Annotated in this window: 20 protein-coding genes; 11 read left to right on the top strand and 9 right to left on the bottom strand. The window is 60.5% G+C overall.

Going from position 1 to position 21,437, the window contains the following annotated elements:
- Window positions 1–30: 30 nt before the first annotated feature.
- The 5 genes from V8689_RS24280 to dksA all read right to left on the bottom strand — a co-directional run bounded on the left by V8689_RS24280 (window position 31) and on the right by dksA (window position 6,081).
- Window positions 31–1,467 (bottom strand): sigma-54-dependent transcriptional regulator, encoded by a 1,437-nt coding sequence (locus tag V8689_RS24280; RefSeq protein ID WP_056785057.1) that lies wholly within the window; start codon window positions 1,465–1,467, stop codon window positions 31–33.
- A gap of 22 nt (window positions 1,468–1,489) precedes the next feature.
- Window positions 1,490–4,444: a sensor histidine kinase gene (locus V8689_RS24275; RefSeq protein ID WP_434520637.1), complete on the bottom strand. Its 2,955-nt coding sequence runs from the start codon at window positions 4,442–4,444 to the stop codon at window positions 1,490–1,492.
- Window positions 4,428–4,604, bottom strand: coding sequence for a hypothetical protein (locus V8689_RS24270; RefSeq protein WP_003176118.1), 177 nt, complete (start codon window positions 4,602–4,604; stop codon window positions 4,428–4,430). Before V8689_RS24270 ends, V8689_RS24275 begins: the two co-directional genes overlap by 17 nt.
- Before the next feature lie 62 nt (window positions 4,605–4,666).
- The gene (gluQRS, locus tag V8689_RS24265) at window positions 4,667–5,554 is read right to left on the bottom strand and encodes a tRNA glutamyl-Q(34) synthetase GluQRS (protein ID WP_056785059.1); all 888 of its coding nucleotides are present in this window, start codon (window positions 5,552–5,554) and stop codon (window positions 4,667–4,669) included.
- An 83-nt stretch (window positions 5,555–5,637) separates the two neighbouring features.
- Complete coding sequence (dksA, locus tag V8689_RS24260; protein ID WP_003194150.1) at window positions 5,638–6,081, bottom strand: RNA polymerase-binding protein DksA; 444 nt, start codon at window positions 6,079–6,081, stop codon at window positions 5,638–5,640.
- Window positions 6,082–6,401: 320 nt separating this feature from the next.
- On the opposite strand from dksA, the gene V8689_RS24255 reads away from it, so the two are divergent.
- Window positions 6,402–7,574: a pyridoxal phosphate-dependent aminotransferase gene (locus V8689_RS24255; protein WP_014719940.1), complete on the top strand. Its 1,173-nt coding sequence runs from the start codon at window positions 6,402–6,404 to the stop codon at window positions 7,572–7,574.
- Complete coding sequence (sfsA, locus tag V8689_RS24250) at window positions 7,574–8,287, top strand: DNA/RNA nuclease SfsA (RefSeq protein WP_014719939.1); 714 nt, start codon at window positions 7,574–7,576, stop codon at window positions 8,285–8,287. Before V8689_RS24255 ends, sfsA begins: the two co-directional genes overlap by 1 nt.
- On the opposite strand, the gene V8689_RS24245 is transcribed toward sfsA, so the two are convergent.
- Complete coding sequence (locus V8689_RS24245; RefSeq protein WP_056785062.1) at window positions 8,284–8,601, bottom strand: Rieske (2Fe-2S) protein; 318 nt, start codon at window positions 8,599–8,601, stop codon at window positions 8,284–8,286. The genes sfsA and V8689_RS24245 overlap by 4 nt on opposite strands.
- A gap of 156 nt (window positions 8,602–8,757) precedes the next feature.
- Here V8689_RS24245 and V8689_RS24240 point away from each other — a divergent pair, with 156 nt between their 5' ends.
- The 3 genes from V8689_RS24240 to V8689_RS24230 are packed head-to-tail and all read left to right on the top strand — an operon-like array spanning window position 8,758 to window position 11,437.
- The gene (locus V8689_RS24240) at window positions 8,758–9,636 is read left to right on the top strand and encodes a heme/hemin ABC transporter substrate-binding protein (RefSeq protein WP_056785073.1); all 879 of its coding nucleotides are present in this window, start codon (window positions 8,758–8,760) and stop codon (window positions 9,634–9,636) included.
- Window positions 9,633–10,670, top strand: coding sequence for a FecCD family ABC transporter permease (locus V8689_RS24235; RefSeq protein WP_056785076.1), 1,038 nt, complete (start codon window positions 9,633–9,635; stop codon window positions 10,668–10,670). Before V8689_RS24240 ends, V8689_RS24235 begins: the two co-directional genes overlap by 4 nt.
- Window positions 10,670–11,437: a heme ABC transporter ATP-binding protein gene (locus V8689_RS24230; protein ID WP_056785079.1), complete on the top strand. Its 768-nt coding sequence runs from the start codon at window positions 10,670–10,672 to the stop codon at window positions 11,435–11,437. Before V8689_RS24235 ends, V8689_RS24230 begins: the two co-directional genes overlap by 1 nt.
- A gap of 243 nt (window positions 11,438–11,680) precedes the next feature.
- On the opposite strand, the gene V8689_RS24225 is transcribed toward V8689_RS24230, so the two are convergent.
- From V8689_RS24225 to V8689_RS24215, 3 genes are all read right to left on the bottom strand, one after another.
- Window positions 11,681–11,953: a TfoX/Sxy family protein gene (locus V8689_RS24225; protein WP_044268551.1), complete on the bottom strand. Its 273-nt coding sequence runs from the start codon at window positions 11,951–11,953 to the stop codon at window positions 11,681–11,683.
- Window positions 11,954–12,157: 204 nt separating this feature from the next.
- Window positions 12,158–12,502 (bottom strand): pentapeptide repeat-containing protein, encoded by a 345-nt coding sequence (locus tag V8689_RS24220; protein WP_056785080.1) that lies wholly within the window; start codon window positions 12,500–12,502, stop codon window positions 12,158–12,160.
- A 92-nt stretch (window positions 12,503–12,594) separates the two neighbouring features.
- Window positions 12,595–14,151: an AAA family ATPase gene (locus V8689_RS24215; protein ID WP_056785082.1), complete on the bottom strand. Its 1,557-nt coding sequence runs from the start codon at window positions 14,149–14,151 to the stop codon at window positions 12,595–12,597.
- Between the two features lie 118 nt (window positions 14,152–14,269).
- Here V8689_RS24215 and mrcB point away from each other — a divergent pair, with 118 nt between their 5' ends.
- The 6 genes from mrcB (at window position 14,270) to ilvC (ending at window position 21,388) form a co-directional block, all read left to right on the top strand.
- Window positions 14,270–16,594, top strand: a complete 2,325-nt coding sequence (gene mrcB / locus V8689_RS24210) for a penicillin-binding protein 1B (protein WP_056785085.1) — start codon at window positions 14,270–14,272, stop codon at window positions 16,592–16,594.
- A gap of 16 nt (window positions 16,595–16,610) precedes the next feature.
- On the top strand, window positions 16,611–17,345 hold the full coding sequence (locus tag V8689_RS24205; RefSeq protein ID WP_054917942.1) for a tetratricopeptide repeat protein: 735 nt from the start codon (window positions 16,611–16,613) through the stop codon (window positions 17,343–17,345).
- Entirely contained in the window at window positions 17,345–17,674 is a 330-nt protein-coding gene (locus tag V8689_RS24200; protein WP_056785088.1) for a YqcC family protein, read from the top strand. Before V8689_RS24205 ends, V8689_RS24200 begins: the two co-directional genes overlap by 1 nt.
- A 432-nt stretch (window positions 17,675–18,106) precedes the next feature.
- Window positions 18,107–19,831 carry an acetolactate synthase 3 large subunit gene (locus V8689_RS24195; protein ID WP_003194133.1) on the top strand — a complete coding sequence of 575 codons (1,725 nt, stop codon included), beginning with the start codon at window positions 18,107–18,109 and terminating at the stop codon, window positions 19,829–19,831.
- Between the two features lie 2 nt (window positions 19,832–19,833).
- On the top strand, window positions 19,834–20,325 hold the full coding sequence (gene ilvN / locus V8689_RS24190; protein WP_003176102.1) for an acetolactate synthase small subunit: 492 nt from the start codon (window positions 19,834–19,836) through the stop codon (window positions 20,323–20,325).
- A 46-nt stretch (window positions 20,326–20,371) separates the two neighbouring features.
- Window positions 20,372–21,388 carry a ketol-acid reductoisomerase gene (gene ilvC, locus V8689_RS24185; RefSeq protein WP_056785090.1) on the top strand — a complete coding sequence of 339 codons (1,017 nt, stop codon included), beginning with the start codon at window positions 20,372–20,374 and terminating at the stop codon, window positions 21,386–21,388.
- Window positions 21,389–21,437: the final 49 nt, after the last annotated feature.

Raw genomic sequence — 21,437 nt, 5'->3', positions numbered from 1 at the left:
TCAACAGGTGTTACCTGAGGGGCTACGCCCTCAGCTTTCGCTGGCCACCCCGGTCTTGCGCCGTGGAATGCCCAGGCGCTGACGCCGCTCCCACAGGCATTTGCGACTCACGCCCAGCTTGCGTGCCAGCTCGGTCTCGGTCATGTGGTCCTGATGCTCGAGCACGAAGTGCTGGAAGTAGTCTTCCAGTGACAAATCTTCCGTCGGTTCATGGCTGGTATTGCTGGCTCCGCCCTGCTGTGGGGCCAGGCCGATGAAATCGTCGTCGTCCAGGTCACTGAGCTCAATGTCGATGCCCAGCAACTCGGCGGAAATCTCCGGGCTCTCCGACAGAATTACCGCGCGCTCGACGGCGTTCTCCAGCTCACGCACGTTCCCTGGCCACGAGTAGTGACGGATCGCCTGCTCGGCGTCTGCGGCAAACTTCAGGTCGGTGCGATCAATGCGCGCGCCTTGACGCAACAGGAACGCGTTGGCGATTTCGTTGACGTCGGCGCCACGCTCGCGCAGGGCTGGCAGTTTGAGCGCGATGACGTGCAGGCGGTAATACAAGTCCTCACGGAATTGGCCGATCTTGGCCAGGCTCTTCAGGTCTCGGTGTGTCGCCGCGATCAATCGAACATCAACCTTCTGCGATTGCACCGAACCGACCCTGCGAATTTCGCCTTCCTGTAGTACGCGCAGCAACCGCGCCTGGGCTTCCAGGGGCAGTTCGCCAATTTCATCGAGGAACAAGGTGCCACCGTCCGCGGCTTCCACCAGGCCCGCACGCCCGGCGCTGGCGCCGGTGAACGCCCCTTTCTCGTGGCCGAACAGCTCGGACTCGATCAGGGATTCGGGGATCGCCGCGCAGTTCACCGAGATCATCGGCGCCTTGGCACGCTTGGACAGGTTGTGCAGGGCGCGGGCCACCAGTTCTTTACCGGTGCCCGATTCGCCCTGGATCAATACATTGGAGTCGGTCGGCGCCACCTTGCGGATCTTGCTGTACAAGTCCTGCATCGGTGGGCAGGAGCCGATGATACCGATCTCGCCGTTGCTGTTGTCTGCACCCGTTTTTTCGCCGGCGCTGGCCTTGCCGGTGGGGCGTTGCTCGGTAGGCGCGCTGCTGGCCGACACACGGTCACGCAGGATGCGGGCCACGGCCTGGAGCATCTCGTCGTGATCGAAAGGCTTGGCGATGTAGTCCACCGCGCCCATCTTCATCGAGTCCACCGCCGAACGCAGGCTGGCGTAGCTGGTCATGATCAGCACCGGGGTGCCCTGGCCCAGCTTGATCAGCTCGGTGCCCGGGGCGCCGGGCAGGCGCAGGTCGCTGACAATCAGGTCGAACGTGGGAATGCTGAATCGCTCTTGGGCTTCCTGCACCGAGCCGGCTTCGCTGACCTGGTACTGATTACGTTCAAGCAGGCGTCGCAAGGCAGAGCGGATAATGGTTTCGTCTTCGACGATCAAAATGTGCGGCATTGATTCAATTCTCTCGACGGTCTCAGTTCACAGCGGACGTCGCTTCGACATGACGCGGCAAGGTCACCCGAATACGGGTGCCGCGTTGGCTTTGTGTGTCAGCCGGGCTGTCGATGGTGATTTGTCCATAATGCTCTTCAACGATGGAATAGACCAGTGCAAGGCCCAGACCGGTACCTTCACCGGGGTCCTTGGTGGTGAAGAAGGGTTCGAACAATCGGTCCATGATGTTCTGTGGAATGCCGCTGCCTTCGTCTTCCACGATCAGGTCGACCGTGTGCTCGAAAGCCTCGCTCTTGACGCGTACAGCACTGCCGGCCGGCGACGCGTCGCGGGCGTTGGACAGCAGGTTGATCAGCACCTGGGCCAGGCGTTGTGAGTCGCCATCGACCCAATGGTCCGGATCGCACAGGTTAAAGAACTGTACTTCGAAATTGCGCCGGTTCAAGGCCAACAGCCCAATGGCGTCCTGGGCCACTTCGGCCAGGCACACCGCTTCGTCCTGATTCTGATGGGCGCCGGAGTGGGCAAAGCTCATCAACGACTGGACGATGCGTGAAACCCGCTTGGTCTGTTCGAGGATCTGCCCGCTGATTTCGGTGATTTCCCCGTCTTCTTCGCGCTCTTCGCGCAGGTTTTGCGCCACGCAGGCGATACCGGTGATCGGGTTGCCGATTTCATGGGCCACGCCGGCCGCCAGGCGACCAATACTGGCCAAGCGTTCGGAGTGCACCAGTTTGTCTTCGAGCATCTGTGTATCGGTCAGGTCTTCCACCAGCAGCACCAGGCCGCTGTTACCTGGTGCCAAGGGTTCATCGATGGCGGCTTTGTGCAAGTTGAGCCAGCGGGTCTGGCCGTCGAGGGCCAAGTGTTGCTTGTGCAAGTGCTCGTCCGGCAGGTTGATAAAACCTTGCAGCAGCTCTCTCCATGGATCGCCCAGGGTATTGAGGCGCGAACCCACCACCCGCTGGGCGGCGATGCCGGTGAGTTCTTCCATGGCCTTGTTCCACATCAGGATTTCCTGGTCCTTGGCCAGGGAGCACACGCCCATCGGCAGTTCCTGCAGGGTCTGGCGGTGGTAACGGCGCAGGGCGTCGAGTTCGGCGGCCAGGCCGGTGAGGCGTGAGTGGTAATCCTCCAGCCGGCTTTCGATGAAGTGGATGTCTTCGGTAACGTAGTTTTCGCCACCGGCCTTGTAGGGCAGGAAGGTTTCGACCATGTCCTGGGACACGCTGGGGCCCATCAAACCGGACAGGTTGGCCTCGATACGGTCACGCAGGCGGCGCAGGGCATAGGGGCGGCGCTCGTCAAACGGCAGGTAGAGGTCGCGCAGCGCCTGTTCGACTTCCTTTTGTGCGGCCTTGGCGCCCAGGGGCTTGGCCAGTTGCGTGGCGAACTCCTGGGGCGAGGCCGCATGCAGCTCGCGGCGTTGCGGGCGGCGCACGTTGTCCACCGCGCAGGCTTCGGCGGCGCTGGTTTCTTCGGCGCTGGCGTTGGTGAACAGCGAGATCAGGGTAAACATCAGTACGTTGGCGGCCAGCGAAGCGATGGCAGCCATGTGCCAACTGGTGTCGTCCAGCACGTAAATCATGTTCAGCAACGGGATATAGAAGCCCTGTAAGTTGCCGACCAGCGGTAGCAGCATGGTCACGGTCCACACCAGGATGCCGGCCAGCAGCCCGGCAATAAAGCCACGGCGATTGGCGGTCGGCCAGTACAGCACCGACAACACGCCCGGCAGGAACTGCAAGGTGGCGACAAACGCGACGATGCCCAGGTTGGCCAGGTCTTGCCCGGCGCCCAGCAGCAGATAGAACGCGTAGCCGGCCATGATGATCGCGACGATCAGCGCGCGTCGGGTCCATTTCAGCCAGCGGTAGATATTACCCTCAGCCGGCGGCTGGTACAGCGGCAGGACCAAGTGGTTGAGCGCCATGCCCGAGAGTGCCAGGGTGGTGACGATGATCAACCCGCTGGCGGCCGACAACCCGCCTACATAGGCCAGCAGTGCCAGGGCCGGGCTGTTGGCAGCAATACCGATGCCCAGGGTGAAATACTCAGGGTTGGTGGTGGCCCCCAGTTTCAGGCCGGCCCACAGGATCAGCGGCACCGCCAGGCTCATCAGCAGCAGGAACAGCGGCAAGCCCCAGCTGGCGCTGACCAGCGAGCGCGGGTTGAGGTTTTCGGTGAAGGTCATGTGGTACATGTGCGGCATCACGATCGCCGAGGCGAAGAACACCAGCAGCAGCGTACGCCATGGGCCTTCCTGCAAGGGGGTATGCAAGGCGGCGAGGGCGGTCTGGTTTTGCAGCAGCCACAGCTCCAGCTGTTGCGGCCCGTCGAACACGCCGTAGAGCGCATAAAGGCCGACGCCGCCGATGGCGATCAGCTTGATGACCGACTCGAAGGCAATCGCAAACACCAGGCCTTGGTGTTTCTCGCGGGTGGCGATATGGCGAGAACCAAAGAAGATGGTGAACAAGGTGATCAGCGCGCAGAACGCCAGGGCAACCCGATGTTGCACGGGCTCGCGGGTCAGGATGCTGATGGAGTCGGCCACCGCCTGGATCTGCAGGGCCAGCAGGGGTAACACGCCGATCAACATGAAGATGGTGGTCAGCGCGCCGGCCCAGGTGCTGCGAAAACGAAAGGCAAACAGGTCGGCCAGGGAAGACAGCTGGTACGTCCGGGTGATTTTCAGGATCGGGTATAGCAGCACCGGCGCCAGCAGGAACGCGCCCGACACCCCAAGGTAACTGGAGAGAAAGCCGTAGCCGTACTGATAGGCCAGCCCCACCGTGCCGTAGAACGCCCAGGCACTGGCGTACACGCCCAGGGACAAGGTGTAGGTCAATGGATGGCGAATGATCGCCCGCGGAATCATTCCGCGCTCACTGATCCAGGCCACGCCGAATAACGCAGCCAGGTAGGCGGCGCTGATCAGCAGCATCTGGGTGAGACTAAAGCTCATCGGCATCTTTTTGGCTCTGCAGGATGAAGGTCACGACGATCAGGATCAGCCATAGCAGATAAGGGCGATACCAGGCGCCCGTGGCGTCGATCCACCAATCCATGATGGCGGGGGAGAACAGGTAGATCCCGACGACCAGCAGCAGGACCAAACGATAGATGTACATGTTGGCCTCTGATTAAAAATCTGCCGCGATGTTAACGGATGGCTGGCAACCTGCAAGCGCCTTCAACTCAATTGCGCTTCGGCCAGGGTCAGTGTGCGCGGGATGCGGGTGGCGTCCCAGTGCGCAATGCCCCAATCCAGCAGTTCTCGTGGGCTGGCGTACAGCAGCTGCGCGTCGGGCTGTTGGCCAAGGGCGCGCAGGGCTCTGAGCAGCAAAGGCGTGGCCTGGTCGGCTGTCAACGGTGGGGAGCGGTAGGACTTGCCCAGCTTGTTGCCGTCCGGCTGCACGATCAGCGGTACGTGCAAGTAACGTGGCTGGCGCAGGCCGAGCAGCTCTTGCAAGTAAAGCTGGCGCGGTGTGGAATCCAGCAGGTCGGCGCCGCGCACGATATCGGTGACCCCTTGCCAGGCGTCGTCGAGCACCACCGCCAGTTGGTAGGCGTAGAGGCCGTCGCGGCGACGGATGATGAAGTCGCCGGCATCGCGCCCCAGATGCTGTCGGAACTCGCCCTGCACACGGTCGGTAAAGTGGTATTCCAGCTCGGGCACGCGCAGACGGATGGCGGCATCCTGCTGGTCGTGGCCGGCATTGCGGCACAAGCCTGGGTAAATCCTGTTGTAGGGCTCCAATTGCTTGCGCGAGCAGGTGCAGGCGTAAGCCAGGCCGTGGTTGAACATATCGTTCAGCACTTTGGCGTAGGCATCATGCCGCTCGCTCTGGCGAACCAGTTCGCCATCCCATTCAAAGCCGTAGCTTTCCAGCGCATGCAGGATCGCCGCCTGGGCGCCGGGCTCTTCACGGGGAGGGTCGAGGTCTTCCATGCGCATCAACCATCGCCCCTGGTGGGCGCGCGCATCGAGGTAGGAAGCCAGGGCGGCAACCAGGGAACCGAAGTGCAAATGGCCGCTGGGTGTGGGGGCGAAACGCCCAATATAGGTAGAGGCTGTCATGGGCCGGATACTACTGCATAACCGGTAAACGCCAGAAACAAAAATGGAGCGTTCGCACGCTCCATTCGTTCAACCCGGCAAAGTTACTTGCCGACCTGTTTTTCCTTGATTTCAGCCAAGGTCTTGCAGTCTACGCACAGGTCCGCAGTCGGGCGGGCTTCCAGTCGGCGAATACCGATTTCGACGCCGCAGGATTCGCACCAGCCGTATTCTTCGTCTTTGATCAGTTGCAGGGTCTTGTCGATCTTCTTGATCAACTTGCGCTCGCGGTCGCGGGCGCGCAGTTCGAGGGCGAACTCTTCTTCCTGGCTGGCACGATCGGCCGGGTCAGGGAAGTTGGCCGCTTCATCCTTCATATGGTCAACCGTACGGTCGACTTCCTGCATCAAGTCCTGTTTCCACTTGTTGAGGATCTTGGTGAAGTGCTCGCGCATGGGCTCGCCCATGTACTCCTCGCCCTTTTTTTCGACATAGGGTTCGAAGCCGCCGAGGCCTTGAGTCTGCTGTTGCTTTGCTTGGGTGGACATGAATAGACCGCCTCTCACTCTTCTAATCCATTGCGCAGGATTGCAACGTCACCGACACCTGCCGGCCCTGCGGCTGCAAGCGGGCGAACTTACCAGATAGATTCAGGGTGCGCTACTCCCGGTTGTCGAGGCCCAAGGCAAAGGGGTTGCAAACCGCAGCAGCCCGCCATGACTGGGTATGTATCGCCTCGAATGTTGATTTTAGCTGTTTTACGAGCGCGCGCAGGGTGCACTTGCAGCCCCAATCAGGCAATAGAGCATGTTTTACCGTGAGGGTTCGGTAGAATCCAGATTTTGTCCTCACCGTCTAAGGAAGGCTAATGGCTCAGCCCTACAGTGCGCGTAGTCGCGCCATCGAACCTTTTCATGTCATGGCGTTACTGGCGCGTGCCAATGAGCTGCAGGCCGCCGGTCACGACGTGATCCACCTGGAAATCGGCGAGCCGGACTTCACCACCGCCGAACCGATCATCCAGGCCGGCCAAGCCGCGTTGGCAAACGGTAAGACGCGCTACACCGCCGCCCGTGGCTTGCCGGAGTTGCGCGAAGCCATCAGTGGTTTCTACCAGCAACGCTACGGTTTGAGCATCGACCCGCAGCGCATTCTGATCACCCCCGGTGGCTCCGGCGCGTTACTGCTGGCCAGCAGTTTGCTGGTGGATCCGGGCAAGCACTGGCTGCTGGCGGACCCAGGCTACCCCTGTAACCGACACTTCCTGCGCCTTGTGGAAGGCGCGGCGCAGTTGGTGCCGGTCGGCCCAGACGTACGTTACCAGTTGACCGCCGACCTGGTGGCCAGGCATTGGGACCAGGACAGTGTCGGCGCACTGGTGGCATCGCCCGCCAACCCCACCGGCACGATCCTCACCCGGGACGAGTTGGCTGGGCTGTCGGGCGCCATCAAGGCGCGCAACGGTCACCTGGTGGTCGACGAGATTTATCACGGCCTCACCTACGGCACCGACGCGGCCAGCGTGCTGGAAGTCGATGATGACGCCTTTGTCCTGAATAGTTTTTCGAAGTATTTCGGCATGACCGGCTGGCGCCTCGGTTGGCTGGTGGCGCCCCCTGAAGCGGTGGGTGAGTTGGAGAAGTTGGCGCAGAACCTCTACATCAGTGCGCCAAGCATGGCCCAGCATGCCGCCTTGGCCTGTTTCACCCCGCAAACCCTGGAGATTCTGGAGCAGCGCCGTGCCGAATTTGGTCGCCGCCGAGACTTCCTGCTGCCGGCTCTGCGTGAGCTGGGGTTCGGTATCGCCGTGGAGCCCGAGGGAGCCTTTTATCTGTATGCCGATATCAGCGCATTCGGCGGCGATGCCTTCGCGTTTTGCCGGCATTTCCTCGAAACCGAGCATGTGGCCTTTACGCCCGGGTTGGATTTCGGTCGCTACCAGGCGGGCCACCACGTGCGTTTTGCCTACACGCAAAACCTTGATCGGCTGCAAGAAGCGGTGGAGCGGATCGCCCGTGGTTTGCGGAGCTGGCAAGGCTGATGCGTTTTAATCCTCCTCTTGAAGAAGGGCGGCTGATCCGCCGCTACAAGCGCTTTCTCACCGATATCGAAACCGTTACCGGCGAGTTGCTCACCATTCACTGCCCTAACACCGGTTCGATGCTCAACTGCATGGTCGAAGGTGGCCAGGTCTGGTTCAGCCGTTCCACGGACCCCAAGCGCAAGCTGCCGGGCACCTGGGAGATTGCCGAAACGCCTCAGGGCCGGCTGGCGTGTGTCAACACCGCGCGTGCCAATCAGTTGGTGGAAGAAGCCTTGCTGGCGGGTGTGATCACTGAGCTCAACGGCTTTACTGCTTTGAAGCGTGAGGTGCCTTATGGCCAGGAGAAAAGCCGCATCGACTTTCGCCTGGATTACCCCCAGGGCGCTGCGTTTGTCGAGGTCAAAAGCGTCACCTTGGGCTTTGATGGCAGCTCGGTGGCGGCTTTCCCCGATGCGGTGACCCAGCGCGGTGCCAAGCACTTGCGTGAGCTGGCGCACCTGGCGCGCGACGGTATACGGGCCGTGCAGTTGTATTGCGTGAACCTGTCGGGGATCGACGCGGTGCGCCCGGCGGTGGAAATCGACGCCGGTTATGCGGCAGCGCTACGTGAGGCCAAGGCTGCAGGTGTAGAGGTGTTGGCCTATGGCGTACGGGTCACGCCGCAGGAGATTTACGTCGAACGCCGGCTGAAGGTGCTGCTGGGCGACTAGAGATCGACCCACAATCCCTGTTCGTCTTCGCGGCCGGGCAGGGCGGTGAGGCTTTGGCCTGCGCAAGGCCCGGCGATGCACTCGCCGCTTTCAATCAGGAACAGCGCGCCATGGGTGGCGCATTGGATCAGGCTGGCGCTGTCGTCGAGGAAGCGATCAGGTTGCCATTCCAGCGGGATGCCGCGATGGGGGCAGCGGTTGAGATAGAAGTACGCAATGCCGTCCCGGCGCACCGCCAACAGCCTGTGGCCATCGATATCAAAACCGCGGCTGCTGTCGGGGGCGAGGTCGCCTGAGGCGCAGAGAAACTTCATTTCAATCCTTAAGTGCCTTGACGTGCAAATGCAAACAATTATCAAATGCCTGCTTCGCCCGTCAGCTGATTGGGTGCTCAATACGATGCCTGGCAGCGGTTATCTGTCACATCAATGAGTGCTTGAGTGGCCCTGCCCTAGGAAGGAAACCCTGTTATGCGCCTGAGTACCAGCGCTATTGCGCTTGTTGCCTCACTGCTGGTCAACCCTGGGGTGCATGCCTCCGAACTCCCGCAACGCTGGGTCAGTGCTGGCGGCGCGCTGTCAGAATGGGTGACGGCCCTGGGCGGTGAGTCGAAGTTGGTGGGGGTGGACACCACCAGTCAGCATCCTGCGTCGCTCAAGGCCTTGCCGAGCATCGGTTATCAGCGGCAGTTGTCGGCCGAAGGCATTCTCAGCCTGCGCCCGCAAATCCTCGTGGGCACCGAGGAAATGGGGCCACCGCCGGTGCTGGCACAGATTCGCAGCGCCGGCGTGCAGGTGGATATGTTCTCGGCCCAGCCGGATTTGCCCACACTCAAAAGCAACCTTGAACACCTGGGGAAACTGCTCGGCAGTGAGGCTAAGGCTGATGCCTTGTTTGCCGGGTATGAACAGGCGCTGGCACAGCAGAAAAACTGGGTGGCCAAGGCCCAGGCTACGCAAAAGGCTCCACGCGTGCTGTTGCTGCTAGGCCATGCCGGTGGCAAGCCGCTGATCGCAGGCAAGGACACGGCCGCTGATTGGATGTTGCAGCAGGCTGGTGGGCGTAATCTCGCCACGCATGTGGGCTATAAACCGTTCTCCGTGGAATCGCTGGCGGGTTTGAGCCCCGAGGTGCTGGTGTTTGCCGATCGCGCCCTGACCGGTGACGCGGCGCGTGCCGCCTTGTTCAAGGAAAATCCGATCCTTGCCTCTACGCCGGCAGCCAAGAGCGGCCGCGTCTTTGAGCTGGATCCGACCTTGCTGGTAGGCGGCCTGGGGCCTAGATTGCCGCAAAGCCTGGAGAAACTGTCTGCCGGTTTTTATCCGCCCCAGCCTAAGCCTGCTCCATGACCACTCTGGTTAAGCCAAAAACGCTGTTTATCGGGCTGTCGCTGCTGTGTGTATTGGCGATCTGGCTTTCATTGGCACTGGGGCCGGTCAGCTTGCCGTTAGTGGACACGCTCAGGGCTGCGCTAAAACTGATGGGCGTACCGATAGAGGCCCAGGGGTTGGAGCAGGCCGAGTTGATCCTGGGGCAGATTCGCCTGCCGCGGACCCTATTGGGGCTCGCGGTCGGCGGTGTGCTGGCATTGTCGGGTGTGGCGATGCAGGGGTTGTTCCGCAACCCGCTGGCCGATCCTGGCTTGGTCGGCGTGTCCAGCGGTGCCGCGTTGGGGGCGGCGCTGGCAATTGTTGGCGGTTCGTTCTTTGGCGGGCTGCCGGATGCATTCGGGCCGTATCTATTGTCGTTATGCGCATTCCTGGGCGGTTTGGGCGTTACGGCGCTGGTCTATCGGCTGGGGCGTCGCAATGGCCAGACCAATGTCGCGACGATGTTGCTTGCCGGTATCGCGCTGACGGCCCTGGCCGGTTCTGCGGTGGGGCTCTTTACCTATTTGGCTGACGACGCCACCTTGCGCACCCTGACGTTTTGGAACCTGGGCAGCCTCAATGGCGCAAGTTACTCGCGGTTGTGGCCCTTGCTGCTGGTGAGTGCGGGCGTGGCGCTGTGGTTGCCGCGCCGGGCCAAGGCGCTGAACGCGCTGCTGTTGGGTGAGTCTGAGGCCAATCATCTGGGAATTGATGTTGAGGGGCTCAAGCGCGAGTTGGTGTTCTGTACGGCTTTGGGCGTTGGTGCTGCAGTGGCGGCGGCGGGCATGATTGGTTTTGTCGGGTTGGTGGTACCCCATCTGGTGCGGCTGCTGGCGGGGCCGGATCATCGGGTGTTGTTACCGGCCTCGGTGTTGGCTGGCGCCAGTTTGCTGTTGTTTGCAGACCTGGTGGCGCGGCTGGCGTTGGCGCCGGCGGAACTGCCGATCGGTATTGTCACTGCGTTTATCGGTGCGCCGTTTTTCCTCTATTTATTGTTACGAGGGCGCGCCTGATGTTGCGGGTAAAAGCGTTGCAGATCCGGCGCGGTGGTAAGACCGTGCTGGCCGACATTACCTTGGACCTGTTGCCGGGCGAAGTGCTGGGCGTGCTGGGCCCCAATGGCGCCGGCAAAAGTACCTTGCTTGGGGCGCTGTGCGGGGAGTTGCAGCCGGATCAGGGCAAGGTCTGGCTGGATCAGCAGGCGCTCAAACACATGACCGGCGCACAGCGTGCCCAGCGCCTGGCGGTGCTGCCACAATCTTCCACCCTGGATTTTGCCTTCCGTGTCGAAGAGGTGGTGGGCATGGGCCGCTTACCTCATCAGACCGGGCGAGTTCGCGACGACGAAATCATCAGCGCGGCGCTGAACGCGGCGGATGTAGGCCACCTGAGTGGCCGCAGCTACCTGGCCTTGTCCGGCGGTGAGCGGCAACGTGTGCACCTGGCGCGGGTATTGGCGCAGTTATGGCCGGGTGAGGCAGGGCAGACGTTGTTGCTGGATGAGCCTACGTCGATGCTCGACCCTCTGCACCAACACACCACCTTGCAAGCTATCCGACATTTCGCCGACAGAGGCGCTGCGGTGCTGGTCATCCTGCATGACTTGAACCTGGCAGCGCGTTACTGCGACCGGATTCTATTGCTGGAAAACGGCCGCCCCCACGCGTTGGATACGCCCTCGAAAGTCTTGCAACCTGAGCCGCTCAAGGCTGTATTTGGTCTGGATGTGCTGGTACAGCCGCATCCGGAGCGTGGGCATCCGCTGATCATTGCGCGCTGAGGCCGGTTAATTCGCGGGCAAAAAAAGACCCGGCAAGAGCCGGGTCAAATAACCGTGATTAGCCTGATGAGGAGATAATCTGAGAGTCCGAACCAATGGTCTTTCAGTTATCGGCTGATCTCGCGACCAGTTGTGATAATCATAACGATTCTCATTTGAGAGTCAGCATTTGTTTTCCTGCCTCATCCAGTTTTCTCAAACGCTCGTTTGTAATGCCCGTAAACACTGGGTTTGAGTGCCGCTCTAGTTCTTCTGATGCACTGAAATCGCTTCCAACTGACGGTTCAAGGCCTCCTTGCGCTCCGCGGGTATGTCGTTCCAGTGCACATCCATCAATGCCCCTTCAATCGCATACAGCAGAACCTTCGAGGCTCGAAACCCGCGCGTGCGTACGGCTCGGTAGGCATCGACCGCCCCCAGCCGACGCAAGTCGGACGCGCTGTGGATGCCCACCGCATGCAGCCATTGCGCTGACGTCTTGCCAAGGTTTTTCAGGTGTTGCAGCTCATCGTTCATCAAGCCTCCTTGCGTTGGCTGAATGGTGCGGTGGGTGTCGTGACCAGGCAGCCTGAAAATGAGTGTAGCGCTCAGTAGGAAAAGCGTGGTTCTTTGGTCAGGAAGGGCTGAAAAGCTTATAAGAAGGATGCGAAGGCGTTTACTCGCAGGTAGGCGGATACCGCCCGGCAGGCTTGGGGTGTCGCCGTGGTTCGGTACGAGGGGTTATCTGGTGCGATAACGCAGGCGAGTACCGAAATTGACCGACATCAGGATCTCGTCAGCCGTAAGTTCGGGCGGGAAGTAAGCACCCGAAATCTGCGCATGGGCCAGGCTGGCGCCTTCCAGTGAGCAGCCACGCAAGTCCAGGCCGCGCAGATCGGCAGAGCGAAAATAGGCGTCGGTGAAGTCAATACCGGTGGCGTTCAGGTCGCGCAGGTCCAGCCCGCGAAAGTCGCCACCGCGCATGTCGATGGTGCCGATTTCAGGGCGCTCCTGGTTGAAGCCGCGGATATCGTCCTTATGCAGGAGGGCGTAGAGCGGGGTATCAAGAAGCTTGGGCTGACTCATGATCGCGACTCTGGCTGGCGTTATTGAGCCATTATAGTGCCACTATCGCGAGGTCGCGCGCCGAAGACGGCGACGCGACCAAGAAATATTTCTTACAGGCCCGGCAGGCGCTGGCGGATATGCCCGACCAAGGCGTCGAGCGTCCCGCTTTCATTGGTCTCCACACGCTTGCTCAACAACAGCTCCTCGGCGGTCAGCGGGTCACGACTGGCTTGTTGCTCTTCGATAACGGCCAGCGTGGCGTCGGAAGGATCGTTTTTATCCGCCTGGCGTTGTGCCAACCAACTGGTGATCACGGCTTGCGGGGCGTTGCAGTCGAGGATCAGGAACGGCGCTCCGGTGGCTTCGGCAACCTGAGCGGCGGCCTCACGTTGTGCGCGTTTCAAGAACGTGGCATCCAGCACCACCGGGTAGCCGGCGCGCAGCACAGTCTCGGCAACCTCGTTCAGGCGTGCGTAGGTGGCAGCGCTGGCATCCTGATTGTAGATGCCGGCCTGCAGGGTGTTCTCTACCTGCTGTTCGCCAAACAGGCGCTTGCGCTCTACATCCGAACGCAGGCGTACCGCGCCCAGAGCTTCGACCAGGCGCATGGCCACGTGGCTCTTGCCCACGGCTGAAACACCATGGGTGATTGCCAGGAAGCGCGAGGGAATGGTGCTGTAGCTTTCCGCCAGGTTGGCGTAGTTGCGGTACTGGCGCAGGGTGGTAGCGCGTTGTACCGGGTTGGCTTCGCTCGGCATGCTAAATAGCGCAACCTTGGCGCGCACTAATGCACGGTAGGCTTTATAGAAGTTCAGGAGTTCCAGGCCCTGGTAGTCACCGGTCAGTTCCAGGTACTGGCTGATAAAACGCCGTGCCAGGCATTTGAGGCCGCGGTCTTCCAGGTCCATGGCCAAAAAGGCGGTGTCGGCGTACACGTCGGTAAAGCGGAACGGCTCGTTGAACTCGATGCAGTCGAAGATCACCACGCGGCCATCGATGAGGGTGGCGTTGCCCAGGTGGATATCGCCGTGGCATTCACGGGTATAGCCCTCTAGCTTGCGCTGCGCAAGCAGAGGCTTGAGGCGTTCGAAGCTGCTTTCAGCCCAGGCTTGCAGAGCCTCCAATTGAGTTAGGTCGGCCTTGTCGCTGAGAAACGGGCGGATCTGGTCGAAGTTCTGGCGTACCGGAGCCATTACCTCCTGCGGCGTGCCGGCCGGGTGATCTTGCGGGACTTTGGGGGCACTGAGGTGGAACTGCGCAATCTGCTTGGCCATCTCATCGATGTGCGCGCTGGTCAGTTCGCCGTTGGCTTGCAGGGTGCTGAGCATCTGGCTTTGCGGGAACTGGCGCATTTTCAGCGCGTACTCGATGGCCGGGCCGTCGCCACCCAGTTGCGGCGCCTCGGCAGTGCCGGTAATCGGCAACACTTCAAGATACAAATCTTCGGTCAGGCGTTGGTTGAGGCGCAGTTCCTCGCGGCAGAAATGCCCGCGGTCGTCCAGGTTGGTGAAGTCCAGGAAGCCGAAGTTCATCGGTTTCTTCAGCTTATATGCATAGGGGCCCGTCAGTATCACCCAGGAAATATGGGTCTCGATGACTTGAAACGCGTCAACCGGATGAGGGTACAAGGCCGGGTTTTGCAGGGCAGCGATCAGGGTCTGGCTCACGGGCGATCCTTCAAAGTCTGGGAGAAATCATGGGGGGCATTATGGCTGCTGACGCCAGTCGTGCAAACCGCTGTCCGGCTCATGTTGATCATCAATAAAGTGCGTATAATCCGCCGCCATGACTCGAACCCGATCTCCCCGTTCCCGTAAAAAACCTCCTTCCCGCGGCCCGCGCCCTTGGCTGGGCTGGGTGATCAAGCTTGGCCTGGTGGGCCTTGTGGCAGTCGCCGGCCTTGCGGTGTACCTCGATGCCGTGGTGCAGGAAAAATTCTCCGGCAAGCGCTGGACGATTCCGGCCAAGGTGTATGCACGCCCGCTGGAACTGTTCTCTGGCCAGAAGCTCAGCAAGGAAGATTTCCTCACCGAGCTCGATGCACTGGGCTACCGCCGCGAACCTGTGAGCAATGGCCCAGGTGCTGCGGCGGTCAGCGGTAATACCGTCGACCTGAACACCCGTGGCTTCCAGTTCTACGAAGGCCTGGAAAAAGCCCAGCCGGTGCGCGTGCGGTTCTCTGGCGACTATGTGGCTGAGCTGTCGTCGCTCAATGGCTCCAAGCTGCCGGTGGTGCGTCTTGAACCGTTGCTGATCGGCGGTATTTACCCGAAAAACCTTGAAGATCGCATCCTGATCAAGCTCGATCAGGTGCCTCCGTACCTGCTGGAAACCCTAGTCGCTGTCGAAGACCGCGATTTCTATAGCCACTGGGGTGTGTCGCCGAAGTCGATTGCCCGCGCTATCTGGGTCAACACCTCCGGCGGCAAGATGACCCAGGGCGGTAGTACGCTGACGCAGCAGTTGGTCAAGAACTTCTACCTGACCAACGAACGCAGCCTCACCCGTAAACTCACCGAAGCCATGATGGCGATGTTGCTGGAGCTGCATTACAGCAAGCAGGAAATCCTCGAGGCCTACCTCAACGAGGTATTCGTCGGTCAGGATGGCCAGCGCGCCGTGCACGGTTTCGGCCTGGCCAGCCAGTTCTTCTTCGGGCAGCCGTTGTCCGAGTTGAAACTGCACCAAGTCGCGTTGCTGGTGGGAATGGTGAAGGGGCCGTCCTATTACAACCCGCGCCGAAACCCGGAGCGTGCGCTTGAGCGCCGTAACCTGGTGCTCGATGTACTGGAGCAGCAGGGCGTCGCCACCGCTGAACAGGTGGCCGCCGCGAAGAAAATGCCACTGGGCGTGACCACCCGCGGCAAGCTGGCGGATAGCTCATTCCCCGGCTTTATCGACCTGGTCAAGCGCCAACTGCGCGAAGACTACCGCGACGAAGACTTGACCGAAGAGGGCCTTCGGATCTTCACCAGCTTCGACCCCATCCTGCAGATGAAGGCCGAAGCGTCGGTCAACGACACCTTCAAGCGCCTGACCGGCCGTAAAGGTTCGGATGAAGTCGAAGCCGCCATGGTCGTGACCAACCCGGAAACCGGCGAGGTGCAGGCCATGATCGGCAGCCGCCAGGCCAGTTTCGCCGGTTTCAACCGCGCACTGGATGCCGTGCGGCCGATTGGCTCGCTGGTCAAGCCCGCGGTTTACCTCACTGCACTGGAAAAACCCAGCAAGTACACGCTGACCAGTTGGCTGTCCGATGACCCGCTGTCGGTCAAAGGTGCGGATGGCCAGGTGTGGACCCCCAAGAACTTCGACCGCCGCTCCCATGGCACGGTGTTCCTGTATCAAGGGTTGGCGCATTCCTACAATATTTCGACCTCGCGCCTGGGGCTTGAGGTCGGTGTGCCAAATGTCCTGAAAACCATAGCGCGACTGGGGGTGGAGCGTGAGTTCCCTGCATTCCCATCCATGCTTTTGGGCGCTGCGGCCATGACGCCGATGGAAGTGACCACCATGTACCAGACCCTGGCCAATGGTGGCTTCAACACGCCGATGCGCGGTATTCGCAGTGTGCTGACCGCCGATGGCGAACCGCTCAAGCGCTACCCGTTCCAGATTCAGCAGCGCTTCGACGCGGGTTCCATTTACCTGATCCAGAACGCCATGCAGCGCGTGATGCGGGAGGGTACAGGGCGTTCGGTCTACAGCGTGCTGCCGTCGAACCTGACCCTGGCCGGCAAGACCGGTACCAGTAACGACTCCCGCGACAGCTGGTTCGCAGGTTTCGGCCAGGATGTACTGGCCGTGGTGTGGCTGGGGCGCGACGATAACGGCAAGACGCCGTTCACCGGTGCCACCGGCGCGCTGCAGGTATGGACCAGTTTCATGCGCAAGGCTGATCCGTTGCCGCTCAACATGCCGCAGCCGGACAATATCGTGCAGGCCTGGATTGATCCGCACACCGGCCAAGGCTCCGATGCCAACTGTCCGGGCGCGGTGCAGATGCCGTATATTCGCGGCAGCGAACCACCACCCGGCCCTGCGTGCGGTGGCAGTACACCTGCTGACGCGGAATCGGTGATGGATTGGGTCAAGGGCTGGATGAATTAAGCAAAGAGGGTTTCAAGTGAACAAGTTGTGGATTCCAGCAATTACGGCTCTGGCTTTGCTCGGCGGTTGCTCCAGCGTGCAGCGCGGCTCTATCCCTGTGGTGGACTCAAGCACGTCCGTCTCCAATAACGACCGCATTTCGGCCAATGGCGGCTTCCGTCAGACCGTGGTCAAACGGCCTGCCCAAGCTGCAACCCAGGCAATTCCCCAGGATTCGGGCGTCGTGGTGATGGTGCCCGGCAGTGGGGCTGCAACCTCGGCGCCTATCAGTGCCGAGCCATGGACTCCAGGCCCGAGCACTTCCGGGCCGGTGAACTCCACGCCGATTCAAACCGCGCCGGTCAACCAAGGCACCTACAACATGCCTTCGACGCCGAGCGGTATTCCGTCATCGTCCAGTGCGGGCGGGTTGTCGGCTGACGAACAACTCGATGGCCCGGTACTGGCGTTGCTCACCACCGCTCAGCAGCAGCAGGCGGGTGGCGATTTGAATGGCGCCTCGTCGAGCCTTGAACGTGCCCAGCGCGTGGCGCCGCGTGAGCCACAAGTGCTCTATCGCCTGGCCCAGGTGCGCATGGCCCAGGGCGATGCGCCCCAAGCGGAGCAATTCGCTCGTCGCGGCCTGAGCCTGGCCAATGGCCGTCCAGACCTGCAAGCCAGCCTGTGGGCGTTGATCGGTGATGCACGTGCCGCCCAAGGGGATGCCGCAGGTGCCGCCCAGGCGCGGCAAAAAGCGAAGGTCAGCCTCTGATGGATGCGCGTTTCCCCGCGATTGCTGAGCAGTTATTGCTGATCGAGCGCGAACTGCGCGTGCTGGGCTGGTGGGACGAAGTCTCCCCTAGCGCTGAAGCCCTCAGCAGTGTCGAGCCCTTTTCCGTCGACACCCTGGACTTCCATCAATGGCTGCAATGGATCTTCCTCGCGCGTATGAAACAGATCCTGGAACAGGACCAGCCCTTGCCGAATGCGTCGGGGATCCTGGAAATGGCCGAGATGGTCTACGCCGACCGACCGCGGGAGAGCCTCGGCTTGCGTAACGCGCTGAAAAAGTTCGATCAATTGATCGTCGACGCTCGTTAATTGCCTGACTGCCGGTTTTTCCGGCAGTCTTGCGCACATTTCTACCGCTTGACGACATTCAGGCGAGTTTTATCCCTCCTCAAAGCCCTTTCTTCTACGTTCTCATGCGCTTAGTTGGAAAAAAGCGCAATTATTGCTTGACTTGAAGAGCGTGAAACAGAAGAATCCAAAGTCCGCTGTATCGGGACTGCCAGAAGCAGGCCCGCTCAGCAGATCATGAGGCGCACATCCGCGCCGACCTGTAACACCCGCAACGCGTTACCTCGCGCTGGGTGGGAAAAGCCCGCAACACTTGGGACGATCCCAATACTTGCTCAGTCAGTGCTGACGTAGTCGGCGACCACCGTCGCTCATGCTCTGTTGAGAAGTAAACCTATTAAGACCCGTCGGTTTTTTAACGGACGGTATTCTGGCGTTTTAGAGGTGAACAACGTGGAGCTTTTATCTGGCGGTGAGATGCTCGTCCGCTTTTTGCGTGACGAAGGCGTCGACTATATCTACGGGTACCCAGGTGGTGCTCTGCTGCATGTCTACGACGCACTGTTCAAGGAACCGGCTGTTACCCACATCCTGGTTCGCCACGAACAGGCCGCGACCCATATGGCTGACGGTTACGCCCGTGCCACCGGTAAAGCCGGCGTGGTACTGGTAACGTCCGGCCCAGGCGCAACCAATGCCATTACCGGCATCGCGACTGCCTATATGGACTCCATTCCGATGGTGATCATCTCTGGCCAGGTGCCTAGCACCATGGTCGGTACCGATGCATTCCAGGAAACCGACATGATCGGTATTTCCCGGCCGATCGTGAAACACAGCTTCATGATCAAGCATCCCTCGGAAATCCCGGATGTCATGAAAAAGGCGTTCTACCTCGCCCAGTCCGGTCGCCCGGGCCCGGTGGTGGTCGATATCCCGAAAGACATGACCAACCCGGCCGAGAAGTTCGAATACGTCTTCCCGAAAAAAGCCAAACTGCGTTCCTACAGCCCGGCCGTGCGTGGGCACTCGGGGCAAATCCGCAAGGCAGCAGAAATGCTCCTGGCGGCCAAGCGCCCTGTGCTGTACTCCGGCGGTGGCGTGATCCTGGGCGGCGGTTCCGCTCCGTTGACCGAACTGGCCAAGTTGCTCAACCTGCCGGTGACCAACACCCTGATGGGCCTCGGCGCATTCCCGGGTTCGGACCGTCAGTTCGTCGGCATGCTCGGTATGCACGGCAGCTACACCGCCAACCTCACCATGCACCACGCCGACGTGATCCTGGCAGTGGGCGCACGGTTCGATGACCGGGTGATCAACGGCGCGAGCAAGTTCTGCCCGAATGCCAAGATCATCCACATCGACATCGACCCGGCGTCCATCTCCAAGACCATCAAGGCCGATGTGCCAATCGTGGGTCCTGTAGAGAGCGTACTGACCGAAATGGTTGCTGCGCTCAAGGACATCGGCGAAACGCCGAACAAGGAATCCGTTGCCAGCTGGTGGAAGCAGATCGACGAATGGCGCGGGGATCGCGGCCTGTTCCCTTACGACAAGGGCGACGGCAGCATCATCAAGCCGCAAACCGTAATCGAAACCCTGTGCGAAGTGACCAAGGGCGACGCCTTTGTGACCTCCGATGTAGGCCAGCACCAGATGTTCGCGGCGCAGTACTACAAGTTCGACAAGCCTAACCGCTGGATCAACTCCGGTGGCCTGGGCACGATGGGCTTTGGTTTCCCTGCGGCCATGGGTGTGAAGCTGAGCTTCCCGGATGCCGACGTTGCCTGTGTGACGGGCGAAGGCAGCATCCAGATGAACATCCAGGAACTGTCGACGTGCCTGCAGTACGGCCTTCCAGTGAAGATCGTCTGCTTGAACAACGGCGTACTGGGCATGGTTCGTCAGTGGCAGGACATGAGCTACGGTAGCCGTCACTCCCATTCCTACATGGAATCGTTGCCAGACTTCGTCAAATTGGTTGAAGCCTATGGCCACGTCGGCATTCGCATCAACGATCTGAAAGATCTGAAGCCGAAAATGGAAGAGGCGTTCGCCATGAAGGACCGCCTGGTGTTCATCGATATTCAGGTCGATACCAGCGAGCACGTCTACCCGATGCAGATCAAAGACGGCTCTATGCGCGACATGTGGCTGAACAAGACGGAGCGTACTTAATCATGCGGCATATTATCTCCCTGCTTCTGGAGAACGAACCCGGCGCCCTGTCTCGTGTTGTCGGCCTGTTTTCGCAACGCAACTACAACATCGAAAGCCTGACCGTGGCCCCAACCGAAGACCCGACCCTGTCGCGCCTGACGTTGACCACCGTAGGCCACGATGAGGTGATCGAGCAGATCACCAAGAACCTCAACAAGCTGATCGAAGTGGTCAAGCTGGTCGACTTGTCGGAAAGCGCTCACATCGAGCGCGAACTGATGCTGGTCAAGGTCAAGGCCACGGGTGCCCAGCGTGCCGAGATCAAACGCACTACCGATATTTATCGCGGGCAGATCGTCGATGTGAGCGCCAGCGTTTATACCGTTCAACTGACCGGTACCAGCGACAAACTGGACAGCTTCATCCAGTCGATCGGGACGGCCTCGATTCTGGAAACCGTACGCAGTGGTGTCACCGGGATAGCCCGTGGCGACAAAGTACTCAGCATCTAACCCAATTAGCGAATGGCCTTACGGCCTGGATATATAGAGGAACCTCATGAAAGTTTATTACGATAAAGATTGTGACCTGTCGATCATCCAGGGCAAGAAAGTCGCCATCATCGGCTACGGTTCCCAGGGCCACGCCCAAGCGTGCAACCTGAAAGATTCCGGCGTTGACGTGACTGTTGGCCTGCGTAAAGGCTCGGCTACTGTTGCCAAGGCGCAAGCTCATGGCCTGAAAGTGACTGACGTTGCTTCGGCTGTTGCGGCTGCCGACCTAGTCATGATCCTGACCCCGGACGAGTTCCAGTCCTCGCTGTACAAGAACGAAATCGAGCCGAACATCAAGAAGGGCGCCACCCTGGCCTTCTCCCACGGCTTCGCGATTCACTACAACCAGGTTGTGCCACGCGCTGACCTCGACGTGATCATGATCGCGCCGAAAGCACCGGGCCACACCGTGCGTTCCGAGTTCGTCAAAGGCGGCGGTATCCCTGACCTGATCGCGATCTACCAGGACGCGTCGGGCAATGCCAAGAACGTTGCACTGTCCTACGCTGCTGGCGTGGGTGGCGGTCGTACCGGCATCATCGAAACCACCTTCAAGGACGAGACCGAAACCGACCTGTTCGGCGAACAAGCCGTTCTGTGCGGTGGTACTGTTGAGCTGGTAAAAGCTGGTTTCGAAACCCTGGTTGAAGCTGGCTACGCGCCGGAAATGGCCTACTTCGAATGCCTGCACGAACTGAAGCTGATCGTTGACCTCATGTACGAAGGCGGCATCGCCAACATGAACTACTCGATCTCCAACAACGCCGAATACGGCGAGTACGTGACCGGCCCTGAAGTAATCAACGCCGAGTCCCGTCAGGCCATGCGCAACGCCCTGAAACGTATTCAGGACGGCGAATACGCCAAAATGTTCATCAGCGAAGGCGCTACCGGCTACCCTTCGATGACCGCCAAGCGTCGTAACAACGCCGCTCACGGTATCGAAGTCATCGGCGAGCAACTGCGCTCCATGATGCCGTGGATCGGTGCCAACAAGATCGTCGACAAAGCCAAGAACTAAGTCGAACGCATCAAGGGAAAACGCGGCTTAGGCCGCGTTTTTTCGTTTG

This window comes from Pseudomonas sp. AK181, from assembly GCF_051122975.1.
Lineage (GTDB): Bacteria > Pseudomonadota > Gammaproteobacteria > Pseudomonadales > Pseudomonadaceae > Aquipseudomonas > Aquipseudomonas lactis.
This window is presented reverse-complemented; position numbering and strand designations above follow the sequence as displayed.

What these genes read in the sequence shown, in the direction of transcription:
- sfsA (WP_014719939.1), top strand. Translation starts at nt 7,574, where the DNA reads ATGCGTTTTAATCCTCCTCTTGAAGAAGGGCGGCTGATCCGCCGCTAC.
- gluQRS (WP_056785059.1), bottom strand. Translation starts at nt 5,554, where the DNA reads ATGACAGCCTCTACCTATATTGGGCGTTTCGCCCCCACACCCAGCGGC.
- V8689_RS24255 (WP_014719940.1), top strand. Translation starts at nt 6,402, where the DNA reads ATGGCTCAGCCCTACAGTGCGCGTAGTCGCGCCATCGAACCTTTTCAT.
- V8689_RS24220 (WP_056785080.1), bottom strand. Translation starts at nt 12,502, where the DNA reads ATGAGTCAGCCCAAGCTTCTTGATACCCCGCTCTACGCCCTCCTGCAT.
- V8689_RS24280 (WP_056785057.1), bottom strand. Translation starts at nt 1,467, where the DNA reads ATGCCGCACATTTTGATCGTCGAAGACGAAACCATTATCCGCTCTGCC.
- dksA (WP_003194150.1), bottom strand. Translation starts at nt 6,081, where the DNA reads ATGTCCACCCAAGCAAAGCAACAGCAGACTCAAGGCCTCGGCGGCTTC.
- V8689_RS24225 (WP_044268551.1), bottom strand. Translation starts at nt 11,953, where the DNA reads ATGAACGATGAGCTGCAACACCTGAAAAACCTTGGCAAGACGTCAGCG.
- V8689_RS24240 (WP_056785073.1), top strand. Translation starts at nt 8,758, where the DNA reads ATGCGCCTGAGTACCAGCGCTATTGCGCTTGTTGCCTCACTGCTGGTC.
- V8689_RS24200 (WP_056785088.1), top strand. Translation starts at nt 17,345, where the DNA reads ATGGATGCGCGTTTCCCCGCGATTGCTGAGCAGTTATTGCTGATCGAG.
- mrcB (WP_056785085.1), top strand. Translation starts at nt 14,270, where the DNA reads ATGACTCGAACCCGATCTCCCCGTTCCCGTAAAAAACCTCCTTCCCGC.
- ilvC (WP_056785090.1), top strand. Translation starts at nt 20,372, where the DNA reads ATGAAAGTTTATTACGATAAAGATTGTGACCTGTCGATCATCCAGGGC.
- V8689_RS24230 (WP_056785079.1), top strand. Translation starts at nt 10,670, where the DNA reads ATGTTGCGGGTAAAAGCGTTGCAGATCCGGCGCGGTGGTAAGACCGTG.
- V8689_RS24270 (WP_003176118.1), bottom strand. Translation starts at nt 4,604, where the DNA reads ATGTACATCTATCGTTTGGTCCTGCTGCTGGTCGTCGGGATCTACCTG.
- V8689_RS24235 (WP_056785076.1), top strand. Translation starts at nt 9,633, where the DNA reads ATGACCACTCTGGTTAAGCCAAAAACGCTGTTTATCGGGCTGTCGCTG.
- V8689_RS24245 (WP_056785062.1), bottom strand. Translation starts at nt 8,601, where the DNA reads ATGAAGTTTCTCTGCGCCTCAGGCGACCTCGCCCCCGACAGCAGCCGC.
- V8689_RS24275 (WP_434520637.1), bottom strand. Translation starts at nt 4,444, where the DNA reads ATGCCGATGAGCTTTAGTCTCACCCAGATGCTGCTGATCAGCGCCGCC.
- ilvN (WP_003176102.1), top strand. Translation starts at nt 19,834, where the DNA reads ATGCGGCATATTATCTCCCTGCTTCTGGAGAACGAACCCGGCGCCCTG.